We start from the raw sequence: 20660 nt of genomic DNA, 5'->3' as shown, positions 1-20660 counted from the left end.
GCTTATGGTTTTGCCCATAATGACGCTTTGCCAGACCATGAATATGGGTGATACTACTAAAACTCCCAAAGGCATGAAAAAGAACATGCCAACGAAACATGACGAAATGAGGGGCATGCAAATGCAGGATACTACAAAAAAGCCCAGAAAAATGAGCATGCCCATGAAGTCGCACAAAATGAATGGCATGAAGATGAGCGACACGTCCATGGCGGGCATGAAAATGGACGGGATGCAAATGATGACCAATTCGCAATCACTTAACCTGCCAATGACCAGGGACGGATCGGGGACAAGTTGGCTGCCAGATGCCTCACCGATGTACGGCATTATGCTGAACAACGGTAAATGGAGCTATATGCTGCATGGTAATATTTCCTTGCGCTACACTAAACAAGACTTAGGCAACAAAGGCAGCCGTGGCGATGATAAATTCGATGCGCCTAACTGGTTTATGGGAATGGCACAACGTAAGCTTGGTCAAAACGGATTGCTGCATTTTAACTTGATGATGTCGCTTGACCGGCTTACTGAAGGCGGCGGCGGTTACCCATTGCTTTTTCAATCCGGGGAAAGCTGGAAAGGATTTCCGCTAATCGATCATCAGCATCCTCACGACCTGTTTTCTGAGTTATCAGCGAGCTACGCTTACTCCTTCTCTAAAAACTCTGACCTAAGCATTTATTTCGGTTATCCCGGCGAGCCGGCCTTGGGTCCCGTTGCTTTTATGCATCGCCCGTCAGCGATGTCCAATCCCGATGCACCGATAAGCCACCATTGGTCAGATGCAACCCATATCACCTTCGGTGTGGCTACCATAGGGTTTCGCTTTTCTGATTTTAAGATCGAGGTCTCCTCATTCACTGGCAGGGAGCCTAATGAGAACCGGTATAATTTCGATAGACCACGGTTTGATTCATGGAGTGGTCGTTTAAATTATAATCCGTCGGCGAATTGGGCCTTACAGGTTTCGCATGGTTTTATAAAGAGTCCGGAAGGCCTTCACCCGGAGGAAAACATTTATCGCACTACTGCCTCGGCGACCTACAGCAAGCCTTTAGGTGAGGAAAAGACGGTTAACGTTACTGCGCTGTGGGGGTTGAATAAAACACCTGATCAGCAAGGAGATAATTCTGCCTTGCTGGAGGGCGATCTCCGCCTAAAGCGATTCGCGATCTACGGCCGGTACGAATTTGTACAGAAGACGACCGAAGAATTGGTACTGGACCCCGTTGCCTATGGCGATGAGACAATATTTCCTATTAACGCGATTACTCTGGGACTAAATTATGATATGTTTAAGATTGGCCCCTTGAACCTTGCAGCGGGCGGACAGCTTACTTATTATGCCGCTGATCGTAAGCTTAACTCACTTTACGGCAAAAACCCTTTGGGCGGCGAAGTTTTTCTTCGGCTTTATCCAAGAATGATGAAAATGAAAATGTAAGAGCAATCTCTCGAGTATAAGCTCATTTTTAAACAGAGTCAAAATAACTAATGAATATCTAACTATAAAACAATTAAATTATGTCACATCAAAAATTTCAGGAATGTATCGATGCATGTCTCGCTTGTGCTGTAGCTTGCAATCATTGCGCAACATCATGCTTAAGTGAAGATGATGTAAAAAAAATGAAGAAATGTATCGGGCTGGATTTGGAGTGCGCTGCAATTTGCCGCTCCGCAGCAGAACTAATGAGCCTGAACAGCGGATACAGCGCTCAACTTTGTCATCTATGTGCTGATATTTGTAGCGCCTGTGCCGAAGAGTGCAATAAACACGAAATGGAACATTGTCAGGATTGCGCAAAAGCTTGCCGCCATTGTTCAGTGGTATGTGAAAGAATGGCAACAGCTGCTTAATATGTGAAGATAACCTGTGGAAACAACGCAGGTTATCGTTTTTAAATGATTTTAACCGAATAGAGTATGCAAAAAGGAAATTATTCAAAATTCGCTTTAATGTTAGCGGGCTCCTTTGTTTTAATGTACGGTATTATGTACCTCAATGTAGACCTGATTGACCATGTATATCTGAACATGACCCGGTTTTATATGACTCTTTTGATGGTCTCAGCAATGGCGTTACTAATGCTGTGGATGATGCGAATGATGTATCAAAATAAAAAACTTAACATGATCATTACTGTTGCCGCCATTGTCATTTTTATCTTGGCGTTGGCCGGAGTCCGCACTCAGACAGGTATAGGTGATATACAATATATGAAGGGAATGATACCGCATCATTCGATCGCGATCATGGTCAGTAAAAGGGCGCATTTAAAAGATCCCGAAGTCAAGAAGCTTTCACAAGACATTATCGACGCTCAGGAAAAGGAGATAGCGCAAATGAAAATCATATTGGACCGGATGAAAAAATAAGGGAATTTCAGTAAAGCCTCTTATTTATTTTTTTAAATGCAGCGGGCATAATAAAGGTTTATTAATAATATCTTTAGCCACTGGTGACGCGATACACATGAAAAAGATCTGCGCAATAGCTTTAATATCTTTTTACCTGTTGCTTGCAACGGGAGCGTATGCCTGTGTACTGCATTGCGCGACCGATTATTTTGCTGCAAAGTTCGAAGATAAGCACAACGGCCACCCCGCAGACAGCGATCATCGCCAAGATGACAAAGAAAGCGATGAGGACTGCCGTTCGGGCAATTGCAACTGTTGTTATCATCACGGCACTTATGTGGTCAAAGAAGTCGCAAAGAGTGCCACACATTTCAGCCTGACCCTGAATGACTTTGGTATTCCGTTACTCCCTAACGACGACTTTTTTTATATTCCGTTAAAGATTACAAATAAGGTCAGTTGGCCAAGGGCAACCGGCCCGCCGTTTGTTTCTTCAAGACCTATTTATCTTTTTAAAAGAACGTTTCTGATCTGATTCAAGCTAATGCCGGACCCTCGGCCATGATTTTTATTGTCTCATTTTTAGCTTGAATTTTTACTATGAACCCACTTTATATCTTAAGTGCGGCATTTTTCCGATCGGGAAAAATGTCCGCAAACTCTGTTATCAAATTTAACGCTGGCAGGTTTGTGCTGGCCTTATTAGGGCACAAAATTTTTCCGATAATTTACGTCCGCCATCTAATGTCCAACCTTCAAACACTATGGACATGAAACAGCATATCGTTTACACCATCAAGAAACAAAAAGGCGGTGCTGCCGAGGTAAAGATCGTACCAGAGACCCAGCCAGGCATCAACGGGCGCACCGATATAACCGGTGCTTTCCGGTTGTTTTATATGATCCCGACTACCGCGTCAAGCAAGTCCAAAGAGCCGGATATGGATAGTTACATGAGTTTCGTCGGTAAACTTACTTTTTTGAACGAGAACTTTTTTGAATGGCGATATGATGGCCAAACCCTTGTCGAAACCGAGATCACGCAATTGGTCAAGATCATTCAGGACCATATAGAAGAATGGTTCGATGAAACGGATAGTCAGCCTCAACTGCGGGAGGAGGATCTTAATGATCCCGAAAGCAGATTATATATGAGCGATGAACAACTGGTCGCCATCATGGAACATCCACTATATCACATTGCACCTTATTTTCTCTTTGGTCCCGATGATGACTTTATCGGGATTGTAAATAATGGTGACGGCTTTGACATCCATATTAACGGGAAGATAGCCGCCTTTATGGAAGTTCCGGAATTCGAGAGCCATCAAATTGTGAGGGGAACAATTAAGGATACGGCATTGGTTAATGAAATTGTGCGGCGGATACGGGCTATACGAGAGTTATAAGCCTGTTATTTCATGTTGTCACAATTTGCATAAACTTGCATATTTTTAGGGTATCCGTAAGTCTGCGGATACCTATATTTTATCCTTCTCATGAGTGAACAATTACAAAGTATTATTAACCAGTACAAAAACGATCGGGAGTCGGTTTACAATACCTGGTTTATTAACAATGAAGAACGTCTGAAAGCATTTCGTTCGATACGCCGCGGGGTCTTGCAGGTAGTAGACGATATTAAACACCAACGTTTCGGTAATGATTTTAAGGGATCTTCGCTTGAGTTCGTTCTTTCCTGTATCACTGAACAAAAACAGGTTTTCGAAGGAGCCTCCCACCCATTTTACTGGAAGCCTAAGTTAAGGATACCCGATATTTATGAGAACCAAGCTAATAAGATCGCCTTCGGGCAATTCTTAGAAAACTGTCTGTATGCTAAGAACGAAGAACAGGTGGTCAAAGAAATCGGAAAACTGGACGCGTTGAAAATCAAAGGTCTTGGCCCCGCAGTCGCAAGTATTCTGTATTTCCTTCATCCTACCTGGATACCACCATTTAATACAGCGATTATTAATGGATTTAACTATCTGTTCAAGGATAATAAGAAATTAGGTAGCTGGGGCGAATACCTGAAGATAAGGGAAGTGATCATGGACATGAACCGTAAACACTGCAATGCACTGTCATCAGATACCGGCGCTTTCGCCGGATTACTTTTCGAGATCGGGACACAAAAACTGTTGCTGGGCAAAGACGAATATCTTTCTGAAACGGAACGTAACCGACTCGAAAAGCTGATCGAAAAGCGGCATAAGGAAAAACGGGAAGAGACCGCTGATGAACACCTTCATAACGAAATGCAGTATCACTTGTTAAAGATAGGACACGCTCTTGGGTATGATGTAATTGCAGCCTCAAATGACCGGTCCAAGGATTGGGGCGGGAATAAATTCAGCTTTATATCGCTGCCTGAATTTCCCATGATCGAACTGGAACGGGAAGTCCTGAATACAGTTAAGCTGATTGATGTCCTTTGGTTTCAAAAAGGCACAACAAAGGTCATCGCTGCCTTTGAAGTCGAAAAAAGCACCAGCATTTATTCCGGTATCCTTCGACTGACCGATTTAAGCTGTAGTCTGAACAACAAAGAAGAAGTCCTTTACCTGGTAGTGCCGGATGCGCGCGAAAAAGATGTTATTATGCAGTTGTCAAGACCGTCGATCCGTAAAGGCAACATGGGAATGAAATATATCTGTTTTTCTGACCTCAGGCAACATTGTGACGCGCTATGCAAATTTGGCGAGGATCATTCTATCATGCAGAAGATTGCGCGGGTTGCCGTTTAAAAATTACCGCAAAATATAATTATTTGACGGAATTATATAAATCTTCCGTCAGGTTTATGTTTAAGTTTGTACCTGAATGAGAGCTAAAGCCCTGATATTGTTGACCGTATTCCTGCTGAACACACTTGCCGGTTTTAGCTGTGCATTACATATGTCACATCGGCAGCATGCTGAAACAGCCTCTCATACGGAACATCATGAACATTCCTCGATGGTTGTCCATGAAAAAAACACGGGCGACCCTATTTTCCTTGCCAAAGATTTTTGCTGCCAGGGGGCTGTGAATAATTTTATTTCCCAGGCAAAACAGGTTCCCGCAACCAATCTTTTGCTGGTCCTGCCACCTTTCATTTACATCGGTAAACCGATCGATGTTTTCCTGGTCCCGGTAACTGACTTGCGCTTATCCAAACTGACAATTAAAGCAGGGCGACGATGGCCGCCGCAAAGAGATATACGCACCGCAATACAAAGTTTCCTGATCTGATTACTGTAAGCTAAACTTTACATGGCCCTGCCATGCTATTTATATAATGCTGTTAAGTAATTTAATTTTTAAAGATCATGAAAAAAATATTTTTGATGGTTGCGCTTATCGCAACGATTTTTACCCAACAACTTTTTGCGCAGGCTACCAAATCGACTGCACTTAGTACCTTATTGAAATCTTATTATGGCGTAAAGAACGCCCTCGTTGCATCAAACAGCGCGGATGCAGCTACCAGTTCAGCGGATTTTGCCAAAGCCATTGCTTCCGTGGACATGAAAACATTGGCGGCTCCTGATATGGAAACGTTCATGTCTTTGCAGGAAAAGCTGGCATTCGATGCCAGGCACATTTCAGAAAGTAAGGATATTGCCCACCAGCGGGAACATTTCGCCAATTTATCGGCCAATTTCTTCAAGCTGGCGAAAGCAGTTAAACTAACAGATGAAGCTATTTACTACGACTACTGCCCTATGAAAAAGAGCTATTGGTTATCCGCTGATGCTGCGATCAAAAACCCTTATTACGGCAGCCAGATGCTGACCTGCGGTAAAGTAAGTGAAACCCTGAATAAATAATCATTCATTCAAATAACAACCGTGCTGGTGGTCTTTTGATCAGGCATGGTTGTTACTTATTATTAAAAAAAAATGTCATGAAAATTTTCATCATTATAACCGCATTGGCGGTAACCACTTTAACAATAGCCGCCTGTAATAATGCCGGCAGTTCGTCTGCCGGTCATTCTGCAAAAGATAGCAGCAGCACAGCTCAGTCTGTTGAAAAATCGATGCCAAAACAAGGGCCACAAGAAGCGGTTAAAAGTCTTTTAGGAAGCTACCTGCAATTGAAGAACGCGCTTGCAGAGGATAATAGCAACGATGCTGCCGTTGCAGGCAAGGCGATCGCTGCTGGTTTTACCGGTTTTGATAAAGCACTACTAACTACAGCACAAAAAAAATCATTCGAAGACATAGCCGGCGACGCGAAAGAAATGTCAGAGCACATTGGCGAAAGTGCCGGTAAGCTGCCTCATCAGCGGGAGCATTTCGAAATGCTGAGCCAGGATATGGTCGATCTGGTTAAATTATTTGGCGCAGGGCAAACCTTATACGTTGACCATTGCCCGATGTATAATAACAACAAAGGCGCCAATTGGCTGAGCGAAACCAAAGCGATCAAAAACCCTTATTTGGGCACAAAAATGCCAACTTGCGGTTCTGTTAAAGAAGAGATTAAGTAAATCGGTATGAAACGTTTGCTTAAACCCTTATTCGGTGTGACAGCCCTGCTGTTGATCGCTCTCCAGTTTGTCCCACGAAATCATAATGAGGCAGGTAACCAGCCTGTTAATGACATCACCAGCGTTTACCGGGTTCCAGCGAGTGTTAGTATGATCCTGAAAAGATCCTGCTATGACTGCCACAGTGATCAGACCTATTATCCATGGTATGCCCAGTTACAACCGGTCAGGCTGATGATGGATAATCATGTACGGGATGGTAAAGCGGAGTTGAACTTTAATGCATTCGGTACCTACACATTACGAAAGCAGAGGAGCAAATTGCGTGCGATCAGTGAAAGTCTGGAGGAGGGCGCTATGCCCCTTTCCTCTTATACTTTACTGCATCGCAACGCAGTGCTTTCCCCAACCGAAAAGATAGAATTGATGAACTGGGTTAAACAAACAACGGATAGCCTGTAGAAAAATGAAAATGAAGAGAATATTGATCGTGGTGGTGATGCTGTGCCTGGCGCAAGCGTCATTTGCTCAAAACGATATGCAGAATATGGCCGGGATGCAAAAACAGGCAACGGCCACTTATACCTGCCCCATGCACCCGGAGATACATATGGGAAAGCCAGGGAACTGCCCGAAATGCGGGATGAAACTTGTCAAAGAAAAGCCGAAGGCCATTAAGAAAGCTGGCAACGGAAGCAAGACGGCGACAACCGGGAGTATGAATGAAATGCAAATGGGAGAAATGCCCGCAACGAAAGCGGTTTCCTATACTTGCCCGATGCATCCGGATATCCATTCGGACAAACCGGGCAACTGTCCCAAATGTGGTATGAAACTCGTTAAAGAGCAACCGAAAGCAACAGAAATGAAGGGCGGTATGAAGATACCCATGGCGGACAGCGACAAAAAGGATGGTCAAATGAAAGACATGCAAATGGATGGGATGGCTATGCCTGCCGCTACAAAGGGGGCTAAAGACCGCCTCGGGCCGATCAAAACGGTAGCCGCCAAATACCCGCCGCGGACCGTGCGTTATGACCTGTATATCGCAGATACTACCGTAACCTATGGCGGTAAGCCTAAAAGAGCTATCGCTGTAAATGGGAGTATTCCTATGCCAACGTTAACTTTTACTGAAGGAGATACCGCGGAGATCTATGTACATAACAAACTGAAAGAAGAAACTTCGCTGCACTGGCACGGGCTTTTCCTTCCTAACCGTTATGACGGTGTGCCGAATATGACGCAAATGCCGATCCCGCCAGGAGCGACGCACTTATATAAATTTCCGATCAAACAACATGGAACCCATTGGTATCATAGTCACACCGGTTTACAGGAACAGATCGGGATGTATGGTGCCTTCATCATGAATAAAAGACAGGAATGGGACATCCCTACTATCCCGTTAGTATTAAGCGACTGGACTAACATGAACCCTAAGGAGGTACAACGCAGCCTTCATGCCGCAACAGATTGGTTCGCCATTAAAAAAGGTACTACCCAAAGTTATTGGGAGGCGATAAAAACCGGGCATTTTAAAACGAAGGTTGGCAATGAATGGAAGCGGATGAATGCTATGGATGTAAGCGATGTCTACTATGATAATTTCCTGATCAACGGACTTAATCAGAACGAACAACCTAATTATAAAGCGGGTGATAAAGTAAGGCTTCGGATCGCAAATGGCGGCGCTTCCTCCTATTTCTGGCTCAAATATGCGGGCGGAAAAATGACGGTAGTGGCCACGGACGGTAATGATGTGGAACCGGTGGAAGTGGACAGGCTGATCATCGCCGTTTCGGAAACTTATGATGTGATCGTGACGATACCTGAAAATAAGAGTTACGAGTTTTTGGTAACGCCGGAGGACCGGACAAAATCCGCTTCGCTATGGTTGGGCAAGGGAGAGAAAATATACGCTGGAAAAATGCCGAAACTGAAATACTTCGCCGGCATGAAAATGATGAACGACATGATGGATATGAATGGCAATATGGTCCAGATGGATGGTATGACCATGCAAAACCAGATCATGGACATGAATACCGTTATGTATCCGGAGATTACCGGCGAGGAAAATCCTAAAACGGACGATAAAAAAGCAAGCATGCCAGGAATGCAAATGGCGAATGACAAAAGCATGTCCGGCATGAATATGGCTGCTGATAACCCTGACATCGTTACCCTCAACTATAATATGTTGCGTGATCCGAAGAAGACCACATTACCAAAAGGTCCATGGCGCGAGCTGAAGTTTGATCTCACCGGTAATATGAACCGCTATGTTTGGACATTGGATAATAAAACAGTTTCTGAGTCGGATAAGATATTGATCAAAAAAGGCGAGAACCTGCGTATCATCCTGTATAATAACAGCATGATGCGACACCCAATGCACCTGCACGGACATGACTTCCGGGTACTCAATGGGCAAGGGGAGAACGCACCGATGAAAAATGTACTGGATATTATGCCGATGGAGAAGGATACCATAGAGTTTGCGGCCAGTGAGTCGGGCGGTGACTGGTTCTTTCACTGCCATATCTTATACCACATGATGAGTGGCATGGGAAGGGTATTCAGCTATGAGAACTCACCGCCGAACCCTGATGTTCCCGATCCAAAGCTGGCGCAGCGTAAACTGTTCTGGGATGACCAGATGCCTCACCTGATGGGTCGTGTGGGCTTGGAAAGTAACGGCACTGACGGACAGATTATGCTCGGTAGCACGCGTTGGAAAGCGACGACCATGTGGCATTTAGGTACTGATGCCATGATGGGTTACGAGAGTGAAACGATGCTTGGCCGTTACATCGGACGTAACCAGTGGTTGTTCCCATATGTTGGGTTTGACTATCATTATAAAAAATTCAACCCGGATGAAAAAAACATTTTCGGAAGCGACTATAAGAACCTTTTCGGACAGGTCAGCAACAAGGAAAACAGGCATACTGTAGTTGCCGGGGTCGCCTATACCTTGCCTATGCTGTTTGTTGCCGATGCACGTATAGACGGTAATGGCAGATTGCGTTTTCAGTTGGGCCGTGAAGATGTGCCGGTTACCCAACGCCTGCGTTTTAATATCATGGTTAATACCGATAAAGAATATGCTGCCGGACTGCGGTATATTGTTACCAAATACTTTTCCCTTTCAACACACTACGACAGCGACATGGGGCTCGGTGGCGGGTTAACATTAACGTATTAAATCAAATCGCTATGAAAAATCACGATCATCATTCAAAGGAGCATCATCACATAGAACCAGCCAATGGACATGACCACCATGCAATGTCAGCCGAGGACGATAAAAAAAAAGGCCATGATCTGCATATGGAGATGGCCGGCCATGACCATCACGCGATGATGATCGCCGATTTCAGGAAGCGGTTTTACGTGGTATTGGCGTTGACCGTTCCGGTGATGTTATTATCGATGCAAATTCAGCAATGGCTACATCTCGACATCAGTTTTACAGGTTCACCGTACCTGCTTTTTGCTTTAGCATCTGCCGTATTCGTTTACGGCGGCTGGCCGTTTCTAACAGGCTGGCTGAGCGAGATGAAGGATAAAAATCCCGGTATGATGACCCTGATCGGGTTTGCGATTACCGTTGCCTATACCTACAGCGCAGCGACCGTATTTGGCTTGAAAGGGATGGATTTCTTTTGGGAGCTGACCACGTTGATCCTGATTATGCTCTTAGGGCACTGGATCGAAATGCGGTCCGTCGCCGGGGCATCGCGGGAACTGGAGCTGTTGGTACAGTTGATGCCTGCCGAGGCGCATTTGATCGATGGGAAAAATACAACCGAAGTTAAAACCGATAGTCTAAAGACGGGGGATTTGATACTGATCAAACCTGGAGAAAAAATTCCAGCTGACGGCATTATTGCGGATGGAGAAAGTTACCTCAACGAATCCATGCTGACGGGAGAATCCACCCCGGTTCAAAAATCAACGGGCCAGGAAGTTATCGCAGGCGCTGTAAATGGTAACGGTTCATTACGGGTAAAAGTGACCCACAGCGGCGAAGATTCCTATTTATCTAAAGTTATCACCCTGGTTAAAAATGCACAGGACGCCAAATCCAATACGCAGCTATTAGCCGATAAAGCGGCAAAATGGCTGACCATCATTGCCCTGGTTGCAGGCATCGGTACTTTTGCTTTCTGGTTGGCAGACGGCAAGGATCTGGCTTTTGCCATGGAAAGAATGGTTACGGTTATCGTGATCTGCTGTCCGCATGCTTTAGGGCTTGCCGTTCCGCTCGTAGTCGCAAAATCCACCTCGCTATCTGCTCAGCACGGTTTGTTGATTAAAAACAGGACTGCATTTGAGAATGCGCGAAAAATCACCACCATTGTATTTGATAAAACAGGAACACTTACCGTAGGCAAATTTGAGGTATCCAAAGTGGTTGCGCTAAATAAAGGCATAAACGAGAATGAACTCATTCGACTGGCCTCCGCCTTAGAGCAAAACTCAGAACACCCGATTGCTGCCGGTATCCTGCAAAAGGTAAAAGATCTGAAGATCACTATCCCCGGGGCAGAAAATTTTAAGGCCATAACCGGTCAGGGAGTGGAAGCGAGTGTGGAGCGCAAAAACCTATCAGTAGTTAGTCCCGGTTATTTAACGGAAAAAAAGATCAAACTGCCCGATGATTTTACAGCAAATGATACAGAAACCGTAGTATTTGTACTAATCGAAAATGAATTAGCAGGATACATTGCGTTATCCGACGAGATACGTCCTGAATCGGCAGAAGCCATTAAAACCTTAAAAGCAGAAAATATCAAATCCACACTGCTTACCGGAGATAATCAAAAAGTTGCCGCAAGTGTGAGTAAAACTTTGGGCATGGATAGTTTTATGGCCGAAGTATTGCCGCATCAGAAATTGGAGAAAATAAAGGAATTGCAGGGCAAAGGTGAGTTTGTAGCGATGACCGGAGACGGTGTGAATGATGCTCCTGCGCTGGCCCAGGCAGATATTGGTATCGCGGTGGGTTCCGGTAGCGATATTGCGGCAGAAACTGCGGGGATCGTCCTGGTAAATAGTAACCCCAAAGATATCGTCAGTTTGATCCTTTTTGGTAAATCGACCTATCGTAAAATGATACAGAACCTGGCCTGGGCAACTGGCTACAATGTGGTCGCCTTGCCGCTGGCCGCCGGTGTGCTGTATAACCAGGGGATTGTATTAAGCCCGGCAGCAGGGGCTATATTAATGACGGTCAGCACGGTGGTTGTTGCGATCAATGCCAGTATGTTGAAAGTAAAAGCTTAGGGCAATAGGATATAAATTTTTATCGGAATTATATAAGATGATCCCACTGATGTATCCGTACCTTAGCGGAGTAATGATTTAAAGGGCAACGCAGTTCATTACAATATTTTTGTAAAATATAAGTTTAACCCTATAATGAAGTATCTCGCTGTTTTCCTTACCTTATGTATCCTGTTCCTATCCTCGGTGTCGGGGATGGCAAACACTTTGCATACGAAGGCATCAGCATCTTGCTGCAAACAAAGTGCGCAGAAGGATTGCTGTAAACAGCAAAAGCATAATCCTGATAACAATTGTGCAAAAGGTACCTGTAATGCTATGCTGTCTTGCGGCATCTATAGTTTTACGATTGTTCCCTCTGTTTCCCTTTCACCGGCAATAACCGATCTGAAAGATCATGCTGCCCTTCCTTTTGCTGTGGGTGAATTGTCGGATTACCAGGACAATGACTGGAATCCGCCGAAAGCTTAATAGTTAATCCCGAACCCGGTCAATCCCCGATTGATCATCGTTTAATTATTAATCTTTAAAATTCAAAAAATCATGAAAAAGTTTCTTTTCATCACCATGGTGATGTTATTATCTGTTGCCTCGATTACTTATGCCAATACCCCCTGCTGCAATAACAAAATAACCTGTTCCAAATGCGCAAAGGGTTGTGGGCCAAATTGCAAGGATTATTGCAGTAAAAGCTGTAAGGATTCAGGAGAATGTAAGACTAAATGTAAATTATAAGTAAAAAGCAGCCGTCCCTTAACCGGGGCGGCGCTGCTTATCACTTTAATTAAATAAAAATAGTAATTTCGATTTGTGAAACGCACCGCACTTATATTGCTAACGGCCATTTACCTTTTATCCCTGGTGGGTATCGGGGTAAACCGTTTTTATTGCTGCGGTAAACTCACTTCGGTTAAGCTGACCTATGCCTCGGCAGATCATACCGATCAAAATAATTGCTGCAAGCATGAAAGCAAAACCTTCAAGATAAAGGACAGCCACGTTACCACTAACGCAACTGTTTTAAGTTCATCTGCATCAGCTATATTACCGGCACCCATTTACTGGACTTCTGTTAATACGCTAACTGAACGCGATGCTCCGATGAGTTATCAGGCAAACGCCCCGCCAGGTGATCCTGATATACCGATCTATACGTTGAACTGTGCCTACAGGATCTGACCTGTACTTTTCTTAGCCCGTATTTTCTTTACCGGCTTTAATTCCTTTGAAATCCATCTTAATTCATAATCCTGTGTAGGTTTTGCCTATACTATTTATTCATTTTAATTTTTAAAACTCATGAAAAAAGTAATGCTGATGGCTGTGGCCATCCTGTTTTCTGCCGCGACCGTTTTTGCTTCGCACACCACTAATCCACTTACTGACACGACCAGAACCAAAAAGGTAAAGCCTGCTCCAAAAGTGCAGTACACCTGTACCATGCACCCGGAAGTGCTGAGCGATAAACCGGGCAAATGCCCGAAATGCGGCATGACCCTGGTAAAAAAGGAAACTACAAAAAAGAAACCGGCGGAAAAAATGAAGATGTAAATTAAATCCGGCAGATTTTGATCTGCCGGATTTATAAAGCAATTAAGATGATTAACCAATTGATTACCCTGTCTCTAAAGAACAGGTATATCGTTTTACTGATCGCCATCGCGCTGTTTGCCTGGGGTGCTTATGCGGTCAGGGAAAACCCCATAGATGCCATACCCGACTTATCGGATAACCAGGTGATCGTATTTACCGAATGGCAGGGCCGCAGCCCGCAGATCATGGAAGACCAGGTGACCTACCCGCTGGTGAGTAACCTGCAAGGTATCCCGAAAGTAAAAGCCATCCGGGCGACTTCCATGTTCGGGATGAGTTTTGTTTATATTGTTTTTGAGGATAAAGCGGATGTGTACTGGGCGCGAAGCCGGGTACTGGAGCGACTGAACTATGCGCAACGTTTGTTGCCGGAAGGTATCACGCCGACATTGGGGCCGGACGGCACAGGTGTAGGCCATATCCTATGGTACACCTTAGATGCCAAAGGCATGGATCTCGGCGAACAGCGCGCCTTACAGGACTGGTATGTAAAGTTGGGACTGCAAACCGTTCCCGGTGTCAGCGAAGTGGCCTCTTTTGGTGGTTTTGAAAAGCAATACCAGGTCAGCATCGACCCGCATAAGCTCAATTATTACAATATTCCGCTATCGCAAGTATTAAAATCTGTTAAAAGCAATAACAATGACGTAGGCGGGCGCAAATTTGAAATGAATGGCACCGGTTATATCGTTCGCGGCCTGGGCTATATCAAAAGCTTAACGGATGTCGAAAATATCCCAGTTGGCGTCATTAACTCCATCCCGGTAAAAATTAAAGATGTGGCCACCGTACAAATGGGCGGCGATGAACGTCTGGGTATCTTCGACCGGAACGGTGACGGCGAAGCAGTGGGCGGCATCGTGGTGATGCGTTACGGCGAAAATGCGGATAAGGTAATTCATGCCGTTAAGGATAAAATGGCGGATATTCAAAAAGGCCTGCCGCAGGGCGTATCGTTCAAGATCGCTTATGACCGCAGTGAACTCATCGAAAACGCGATTAATTCGGTCAAGCATACGCTGATCGAAGAAATGATCACGGTGTCTATTATTGTTATCCTGTTCCTGTTTAGCTGGCGCAGCGCATTAAGTATTATTATTCAAATTCCCATCACTATCGCCGCAAGCTTTATTTTATTAAATGCCTTCGGCATCAGTTCCAATATCATGTCCTTAACAGGAATTGCTTTGGCTATCGGGGTCATAGTAGATAACGGCATTGTCATGGTAGAAAACTCGCATAGGAACTTATCTATTGCCCAACAAAAAGAAAAATCATGACCATAGCAGAACGAATAAAAATTATAGAAGCATCCTGTAAGCAGGTGGGCCGTGGCGTATTCTTCTCCACGCTCATTATCGTTGCTTCCTTCCTGCCGGTATTTCTATTGGAGGGCCAGGAGGGTAAATTGTTTGGGCCGTTAGCCTGGACAAAAACATTTATACTGGCCATTGATGCGATATTGGCGGTAACGCTGGCACCGGTGCTGATCTCTTTTTTCCTGAAAGGGAAATTAAGAACAGACGATCATAATCCGCTAAATCGCGGGCTGGAAAAGATATACCGCCCGATATTGAATTGGTGCGTGACCTGGCGTAAGACCACTATCGGTATCAATATCATTGCACTCCTGATCAGCGTTCCGTTGTTGTTAAGTTTAGGCAGCGAGTTTATGCCGCCTTTGGACGAGGGAACGATCCTTTTTATGCCCGTTACCCAGCCGGATGTATCCAATGCCGAGGCCAAACAGCTTTTACAGGTACAGGATAAAATTATCAAAAGCGTACCCGAAGTGAAAAGCGTTTTGGGAAAAGCAGGCAGGGCGAATACCGCTACCGATAATTCCCCGATCAGTATGACGGAAACGATCATCCTGTTAAAGCCCAAAGGTGAATGGCGCAAGGACCTCAAGAAAGAAGATATCATCAATGAACTGAACGCCAAGCTGCAAATACCAGGTGTCGTAAACGGCTGGACACAGCCGATCATTAACCGCATCAATATGCTCTCCACCGGTATCCGTACCGACGTGGGCCTGAAAATCTACGGGCAGAATTTAGATACGATCAATGCTTTAGCTACCCAAATGAAAATGTCCTTACAGGGTGTGAATGGTGTGAAGGATTTGTATGTTGACCCGATCACCGGCGGTAAATATTTAGATATACAGGTCAACAAAGAGGCAATAGGCCGCTACGGTTTAAGCGTGGATGATGTCAACGAAGTGGTTGAAAGTGCCTTGGGTGGAATGAGCCTGACCAAAACCATAGAGGGCAGACAGCGCTTTAGTGTCAACGTTCGTTTCGCGCAGGATTACCGGAACACCGTAGAAGCGATCAAAGGCACCTTGGTGCAAACCATGAATAACGGCCCGATCCCTTTATCGACTGTCGCCGATATAAAGATCAGCGATGGCCCAGCGATGATCCAATCTGAAAATGCGCTATTGCGGGGGACAGTTTTATTTAATGTACGCGACCGTGATCTGGGCAGTACGGTAAAAGAAGCACAGGACAGGTTAAATACGATGGTCAAAAAGCTGCCAAAAGGTTATTATATCGAATGGAGCGGACAGTATGAAAACCTGATACGCGCCGAACATACCTTAAAATTGATCTTACCTATTGTCCTGATCATCATATTTGCCTGCCTGTATTTCGCTTTTCATTCTATCCGCGAAGCATTCTTTAGCCTGATCTCCATTCCATTCGCTTTAATTGGCGGCGCTTATATGGTGTATTTCTTTGGGGTGCATCTGTCGGTTGCCGTGGCGGTCGGTTTTATTGCCTTGTTTGGTATCGCGGTGGAAACTGGTATTGTGATGGTGATTTACCTGAACGATGCCATGCAGCAATTAGTGGCGATAAAAGGCAATAGTGCAACAACCATAACCAAAGCTGATTTGCGGGAATATGTCATGAATGGCGCGGTCAAACGCTTGCGGCCAAAACTGATGACCGTTTGTGTGGCGCTGTTTGGTTTAGTGCCGGTGCTTTGGGCTACCGGGACAGGCAGCGATGTTATGCTGCCGATCGTACTGCCGATGATCGGCGGCGTATTAACTTCTTCCACCCATATTTTATTGGTTACGCCGCTTATCTTTTTGATGGTCAAGGAATACGAACTCAGGAAACATGGCAAACTGGAAGTATTGGAGGTAAAGGAATGATGAAAACAAGATATCCAATGATAGTAATCCTGCTGCTTTGTATGGCAGGTTTGTCGGCCAAAGCACAGCGACTTCCTTTAGACAGTGTTCTGGCCCGTGTTAAAACTAATCCGGCATTACAAGCTTATGACGCCAGGGCCAGCGCACAGGATGCTTACGCGACGGGCGCAAGAAGTTTGGATGCACCCAAATTGAGCGCGGGTCAGTACCAGGTCCCTTATCAGTTGAATCCGAACGGCGGCGCCTTTATGATCCAGGCGGAGCAAATGTTTATCAATCCCGCCAAGCTGAAAGCAAAACAGGCTTATATGCAGGGACAATCCAAAGTGACAGCAGAAGATAAAAACTACCTGAAAAATCAATTGATCGCCCAGGCTAAACAATATTATTACGAAAGAGTAGTGCTGGAAAAGAAACTGGCGCTGTTACAGCATACGCAAGATTTACTGGAGTATATGCTCAAGGACGCGAACATCCGGCTAACCTATGGCAAGGAAAAATTGCCTAACATTTACAAAGCCAAAGCGGAGTTGTTTGAACTGGATAATACCCGTGAGCAGATCAATAGCGAGATCAGGCAAAAGAATATCATGCTCAATACCCTAATGAATCGGGATAAGCAGGCTGCTTTTTTGGTGGATACCAATTATGTATTAAAAGCATATGAAACAACCATAACCGATACGGCAGCTCTCGCCGGTGCGCGGAGTGATATCAAAGGCATTAACCGGAATATTGACCTGCAACAGCTTAGTGCACAAATGGAATATGCCAAACGCAAACCGGATTTTGGTGTTCAGGCCGCACATATGCAAAGTTACGGCGGTATGTCCAATCAATATGTTTTAATGGGTTCCATAACCATTCCTATTGTACCCTGGGCCTCGAAAGAATATAAGGCCAACCTGAAGGGGATCCACTATGAAGTGGAAGAATTGCAGCAGAAAAAGCTGGATATTTTGAACCAGGCGCAAGGACAACTGGCGGGAGTAAAAACGGATATGGGCAGTAAGAAAAGGCAGTTGAGAAACTACGAGCAGAACATTATACCTGCATTGCAAAATGGTTATAAAACGGCTTTACTGGCCTACGACCAGAATACCGGCGATCTGCCATCGGTACTAAATGGCATTAAGGATTTGCAGATGGCAAGAATGACGGCTTTAGACCGGTTACAGGAATTATTGACCTTACAGGTCGCTTATGAAAGGGAATATGAAAGCAATTAAAATGATCGCATTGGCCATTATAGCAGTCCTTAGCGCCTGCTCTAATCCCAAACCTGCAACTGTTACTGTTCAGGCAAAAAACGAGGTAAAATATACCTGCCCGATGCACCCGCAGATACTGGAAGACCATCCCGGTAGCTGCCCCATTTGCGGTATGACCCTGGTTAAAAAATCAGGGCAGGCCAGTGAGGGCGCGGGGATCAGTTTGAATACGGTTTTGCAACCGGTCAATGCTTCGGTCGTTTCCGCGGTTAAAGCTATCGTGCCCGAACAAAAAGAAATACCAACAGCCATTTTAGCAGACGGCTACCTCGATTTCGACACACGGACATTTAACAATATCGCGTCCCGTTTTTCAGGGCGCATTGAAAAGTTGTACATCAAATATGCTTTCCAGGAAATTCATAGAGGACAACGCATTTTTGATATTTACAGCCCGGAACTGGTGACCGCCCAACAGGATTTGATCTTTATCGGTAAAAACTCTCCGCAGGAAATTTCTCTGGTGAATGCCTCCAAACAGAAGCTATTGCTACTTGGAATGACGGATGCGCAGGTTAGCCAGATCATTAAAACCGGTAAGCCGTTTTACAGCCTGCCGGTTTATAGTGCTTACGAAGGCCATGTGCATGATATGCCGCATAGCCAGATGGGCAGCGCCGATCAAAAAATGGCTGCGGATTTTTCCAATAATCTGCCCTTAGCGATCAAAGAGGGTATGTATGTTGAAAAAGGGCAAAACTTGTTCAATGTGGTGAATCCGCATAGGCTCTGGGCCATTATAAAAATCGACCAGTCTGCTATTGCGGGCTTAAAATTAAATCAGCCTGTCACCATCAGCCTGCCGGATCTGCCCGGTAAGATCATCAATGGGAAAGTTAATTTTATTGAACCCGTTTTACAGAACCGCGATAAGACAACCAGTATCCGGGTTTATCTGGATAATATGGATCATGAACTGAAAGTAAACAGCCTCGTCAAAGCCGAAATACTCACGGGGCAAACCAAAGGTTTATGGATACCACGGTCCGCATTAATAAATCTGGGCCAAACAAAGATCGTTTGGCTGAAAAAGAGCGCAGCCTACCAGGCACGAGCGGTCAGTACAGGTTTGGTAAACGGCGCTCAAATCCAAATCACGAAAGGTTTAGCCATTACGGATAGCCTGGCAGCCAACGCCCAATATTTAACAGACAGCGAAAGCTTCATTAAAACCAAAGGAAATGAATAAGATCATAGTAGGGTTATTAGTGTTGGTGCTGGCCTTTGCGGCCTGCAAACAAAAGCCGGTGCAGCAAGTAGCCGCCAAAGAACAAACCAAAGCCTATTATACCTGTTCCATGCACCCGCAGGTTCATGAGGAACATCCCGGCAATTGCCCCATCTGCGGCATGAAACTGATCAAGGTAGAATTGACCGGTAGCAATAGTATGACTTCGGCTAAGATCATGCTAACCGCGACACAACTGCAGCTGGCCGGTATTCAAACGGATACGGTACGCGAAGAAAATACCGGACTGGAGAAAACGCTGACCGGTACCATAACTGCCAATGAAAATACAGCTGCCGAATTAAGCGCGAGAATAGCCGGACGGATACAGCAATTATTTGTCAGGACGGTCGGTGAAAAAATTAGCGTAGGGCAACCTGTTTATTCCATTTATAGTGAAGATATGCAGGAAGCGGAGAAGGAATATCTGCTGGCGAAACAGCAACAAAAAGTATTGCATAACCCGGATGTGGATTACGGACAGCTGATCAGTGCCGCTGAGAATAAGCTGCAATTATGGGGGCTATCAGCCGCACAGATCAAAAACCTGGCCGCCTCAGGGAAGGTATCGGCAACAACAACCGTATTAAGTAAAGTCAGCGGAACGGTCAGTGACATTCCGGTTCACGAGGGCGATTATGTAACCGAAGGCATGACCATCTTAAAAACGCAGGCATTAGCTCAATTATGGGTGGAAGCGCAGCTATATGCCAGCGATGCCGGGAAATACAAAGAAAATGACCGGGTGAGCGTTGTATTGCCTGATTTGAACGGGCAGATAATTAACGGAAAGGTAGAATTTATTAATCCTGAATTGTCGGATGCCTCTAAAGTGGATCTGATCAGGATAAGCATTCCCAACACGCAGGGTTTGATCCGGCCCGGTATGCTGGCTTATATTTCCATGGGTGCGGACGGTAGCCGTTCTTTAGCGGTACCTGGATCGGCGGTGCTCTCAGATAGCAAAGGCAGCAAGGTATGGGTTAAAAATGCAGACGGCAGTTTTTCACCAAAAATGATCAAGTCGGGTTCGGGGAATTCGAACTATGTACAAGTGCTGTCCGGCTTAGCTGCCGGGGACATCGTGGTAACCAATGGCGCTTATTTGTTAAATAGTGAGGCCATCTTTAAGAACGGCAGCGACAACAGTATGGCTGGAATGAAAATGTAAGTTAATCTTTGGACTCAGCAGGAATTTGTTTTCCGAATCAAACGGACAAAAGCAGTACCGCAAAAAATATATCCGCTCTCCGCTCGGTG

The 20660-nt window shown here is 45.1% G+C and carries 20 protein-coding genes; all 20 read left to right on the top strand.

Features of this window, described 5'->3' with window-relative positions; genetic code table 11:
• Positions 1 to 85: 85 nt before the first annotated feature.
• The 20 genes from GWR56_RS06750 (at position 86) to GWR56_RS06655 (ending at position 20571) form a co-directional block, all read left to right on the top strand.
• Complete coding sequence (locus GWR56_RS06750) at positions 86 to 1447, top strand: hypothetical protein (RefSeq protein WP_202925383.1); 1362 nt, start codon at positions 86 to 88, stop codon at positions 1445 to 1447.
• Between the two features lie 80 nt (positions 1448 to 1527).
• On the top strand, positions 1528 to 1863 hold the full coding sequence (locus GWR56_RS06745) for a four-helix bundle copper-binding protein (RefSeq protein WP_162430373.1): 336 nt from the start codon (positions 1528 to 1530) through the stop codon (positions 1861 to 1863).
• Positions 1864 to 1929: 66 nt separating this feature from the next.
• Positions 1930 to 2382: a DUF305 domain-containing protein gene (locus tag GWR56_RS06740; protein WP_162430372.1), complete on the top strand. Its 453-nt coding sequence runs from the start codon at positions 1930 to 1932 to the stop codon at positions 2380 to 2382.
• Between the two features lie 97 nt (positions 2383 to 2479).
• Positions 2480 to 2899 carry a hypothetical protein gene (locus tag GWR56_RS06735; protein ID WP_162430371.1) on the top strand — a complete coding sequence of 140 codons (420 nt, stop codon included), beginning with the start codon at positions 2480 to 2482 and terminating at the stop codon, positions 2897 to 2899.
• Positions 2900 to 3134: 235 nt separating this feature from the next.
• A complete protein-coding gene (locus GWR56_RS06730; protein WP_162430370.1) occupies positions 3135 to 3773 on the top strand; it encodes a hypothetical protein in 639 nt (212 codons plus the stop codon).
• 90 nt (positions 3774 to 3863) lie between these two features.
• Positions 3864 to 5114 (top strand): hypothetical protein, encoded by a 1251-nt coding sequence (locus GWR56_RS06725; RefSeq protein WP_162430369.1) that lies wholly within the window; start codon positions 3864 to 3866, stop codon positions 5112 to 5114.
• A gap of 76 nt (positions 5115 to 5190) precedes the next feature.
• Positions 5191 to 5601 (top strand): hypothetical protein, encoded by a 411-nt coding sequence (locus GWR56_RS06720; RefSeq protein ID WP_162430368.1) that lies wholly within the window; start codon positions 5191 to 5193, stop codon positions 5599 to 5601.
• A gap of 77 nt (positions 5602 to 5678) precedes the next feature.
• Entirely contained in the window at positions 5679 to 6179 is a 501-nt protein-coding gene (locus GWR56_RS06715) for a DUF3347 domain-containing protein (RefSeq protein ID WP_238395321.1), read from the top strand.
• 77 nt (positions 6180 to 6256) lie between these two features.
• Complete coding sequence (locus GWR56_RS06710) at positions 6257 to 6844, top strand: DUF3347 domain-containing protein (RefSeq protein ID WP_162430367.1); 588 nt, start codon at positions 6257 to 6259, stop codon at positions 6842 to 6844.
• A gap of 6 nt (positions 6845 to 6850) precedes the next feature.
• The gene (locus GWR56_RS06705) at positions 6851 to 7306 is read left to right on the top strand and encodes a heme-binding domain-containing protein (RefSeq protein ID WP_162430366.1); all 456 of its coding nucleotides are present in this window, start codon (positions 6851 to 6853) and stop codon (positions 7304 to 7306) included.
• 10 nt (positions 7307 to 7316) lie between these two features.
• Positions 7317 to 10055 (top strand): multicopper oxidase domain-containing protein, encoded by a 2739-nt coding sequence (locus tag GWR56_RS06700; RefSeq protein ID WP_162430365.1) that lies wholly within the window; start codon positions 7317 to 7319, stop codon positions 10053 to 10055.
• An 11-nt stretch (positions 10056 to 10066) separates the two neighbouring features.
• The gene (locus tag GWR56_RS06695; RefSeq protein WP_162430364.1) at positions 10067 to 12139 is read left to right on the top strand and encodes a copper-translocating P-type ATPase; all 2073 of its coding nucleotides are present in this window, start codon (positions 10067 to 10069) and stop codon (positions 12137 to 12139) included.
• Between the two features lie 135 nt (positions 12140 to 12274).
• Positions 12275 to 12610, top strand: a complete 336-nt coding sequence (locus tag GWR56_RS06690; protein ID WP_162430363.1) for a hypothetical protein — start codon at positions 12275 to 12277, stop codon at positions 12608 to 12610.
• A gap of 339 nt (positions 12611 to 12949) precedes the next feature.
• Positions 12950 to 13318 carry a hypothetical protein gene (locus tag GWR56_RS06685; RefSeq protein WP_162430362.1) on the top strand — a complete coding sequence of 123 codons (369 nt, stop codon included), beginning with the start codon at positions 12950 to 12952 and terminating at the stop codon, positions 13316 to 13318.
• A 120-nt stretch (positions 13319 to 13438) separates the two neighbouring features.
• Positions 13439 to 13690 carry a heavy metal-binding domain-containing protein gene (locus GWR56_RS06680; protein WP_162430361.1) on the top strand — a complete coding sequence of 84 codons (252 nt, stop codon included), beginning with the start codon at positions 13439 to 13441 and terminating at the stop codon, positions 13688 to 13690.
• A 47-nt stretch (positions 13691 to 13737) separates the two neighbouring features.
• Complete coding sequence (locus GWR56_RS06675) at positions 13738 to 15012, top strand: efflux RND transporter permease subunit (protein WP_162430360.1); 1275 nt, start codon at positions 13738 to 13740, stop codon at positions 15010 to 15012.
• The gene (locus tag GWR56_RS06670; RefSeq protein ID WP_162430359.1) at positions 15009 to 16901 is read left to right on the top strand and encodes an efflux RND transporter permease subunit; all 1893 of its coding nucleotides are present in this window, start codon (positions 15009 to 15011) and stop codon (positions 16899 to 16901) included. The genes GWR56_RS06675 and GWR56_RS06670 overlap by 4 nt, the downstream gene beginning before the upstream one ends.
• 17 nt (positions 16902 to 16918) lie before the next feature.
• Positions 16919 to 18130, top strand: a complete 1212-nt coding sequence (locus GWR56_RS06665) for a TolC family protein (RefSeq protein WP_162430358.1) — start codon at positions 16919 to 16921, stop codon at positions 18128 to 18130.
• Positions 18117 to 19361, top strand: coding sequence for an HlyD family efflux transporter periplasmic adaptor subunit (locus GWR56_RS06660; RefSeq protein WP_162430357.1), 1245 nt, complete (start codon positions 18117 to 18119; stop codon positions 19359 to 19361). Before GWR56_RS06665 ends, GWR56_RS06660 begins: the two co-directional genes overlap by 14 nt.
• Positions 19354 to 20571, top strand: coding sequence for an efflux RND transporter periplasmic adaptor subunit (locus tag GWR56_RS06655; protein WP_162430356.1), 1218 nt, complete (start codon positions 19354 to 19356; stop codon positions 20569 to 20571). Before GWR56_RS06660 ends, GWR56_RS06655 begins: the two co-directional genes overlap by 8 nt.
• The last annotated feature ends 89 nt before the right edge of the window (positions 20572 to 20660 follow it).

It is taken from the genome of Mucilaginibacter sp. 14171R-50, assembly GCF_010093045.1.
Lineage (GTDB): Bacteria > Bacteroidota > Bacteroidia > Sphingobacteriales > Sphingobacteriaceae > Mucilaginibacter.
This window is presented reverse-complemented; position numbering and strand designations above follow the sequence as displayed.

Bases quoted from the DNA above. Each gene is read 5' to 3' on its own strand.
- GWR56_RS06750 (WP_202925383.1), top strand. From the start codon at position 86: ATGCCAACGAAACATGACGAAATGAGGGGCATGCAAATGCAGGATACT.
- GWR56_RS06745 (WP_162430373.1), top strand. From the start codon at position 1,528: ATGTCACATCAAAAATTTCAGGAATGTATCGATGCATGTCTCGCTTGT.
- GWR56_RS06740 (WP_162430372.1), top strand. From the start codon at position 1,930: ATGCAAAAAGGAAATTATTCAAAATTCGCTTTAATGTTAGCGGGCTCC.
- GWR56_RS06735 (WP_162430371.1), top strand. From the start codon at position 2,480: ATGAAAAAGATCTGCGCAATAGCTTTAATATCTTTTTACCTGTTGCTT.
- GWR56_RS06730 (WP_162430370.1), top strand. From the start codon at position 3,135: ATGAAACAGCATATCGTTTACACCATCAAGAAACAAAAAGGCGGTGCT.
- GWR56_RS06725 (WP_162430369.1), top strand. From the start codon at position 3,864: ATGAGTGAACAATTACAAAGTATTATTAACCAGTACAAAAACGATCGG.
- GWR56_RS06720 (WP_162430368.1), top strand. From the start codon at position 5,191: ATGAGAGCTAAAGCCCTGATATTGTTGACCGTATTCCTGCTGAACACA.
- GWR56_RS06715 (WP_238395321.1), top strand. From the start codon at position 5,679: ATGAAAAAAATATTTTTGATGGTTGCGCTTATCGCAACGATTTTTACC.
- GWR56_RS06710 (WP_162430367.1), top strand. From the start codon at position 6,257: ATGAAAATTTTCATCATTATAACCGCATTGGCGGTAACCACTTTAACA.
- GWR56_RS06705 (WP_162430366.1), top strand. From the start codon at position 6,851: ATGAAACGTTTGCTTAAACCCTTATTCGGTGTGACAGCCCTGCTGTTG.
- GWR56_RS06700 (WP_162430365.1), top strand. From the start codon at position 7,317: ATGAAGAGAATATTGATCGTGGTGGTGATGCTGTGCCTGGCGCAAGCG.
- GWR56_RS06695 (WP_162430364.1), top strand. From the start codon at position 10,067: ATGAAAAATCACGATCATCATTCAAAGGAGCATCATCACATAGAACCA.
- GWR56_RS06690 (WP_162430363.1), top strand. From the start codon at position 12,275: ATGAAGTATCTCGCTGTTTTCCTTACCTTATGTATCCTGTTCCTATCC.
- GWR56_RS06680 (WP_162430361.1), top strand. From the start codon at position 13,439: ATGAAAAAAGTAATGCTGATGGCTGTGGCCATCCTGTTTTCTGCCGCG.
- GWR56_RS06675 (WP_162430360.1), top strand. From the start codon at position 13,738: ATGATTAACCAATTGATTACCCTGTCTCTAAAGAACAGGTATATCGTT.
- GWR56_RS06670 (WP_162430359.1), top strand. From the start codon at position 15,009: ATGACCATAGCAGAACGAATAAAAATTATAGAAGCATCCTGTAAGCAG.
- GWR56_RS06665 (WP_162430358.1), top strand. From the start codon at position 16,919: ATGATAGTAATCCTGCTGCTTTGTATGGCAGGTTTGTCGGCCAAAGCA.
- GWR56_RS06660 (WP_162430357.1), top strand. From the start codon at position 18,117: ATGAAAGCAATTAAAATGATCGCATTGGCCATTATAGCAGTCCTTAGC.
- GWR56_RS06655 (WP_162430356.1), top strand. From the start codon at position 19,354: ATGAATAAGATCATAGTAGGGTTATTAGTGTTGGTGCTGGCCTTTGCG.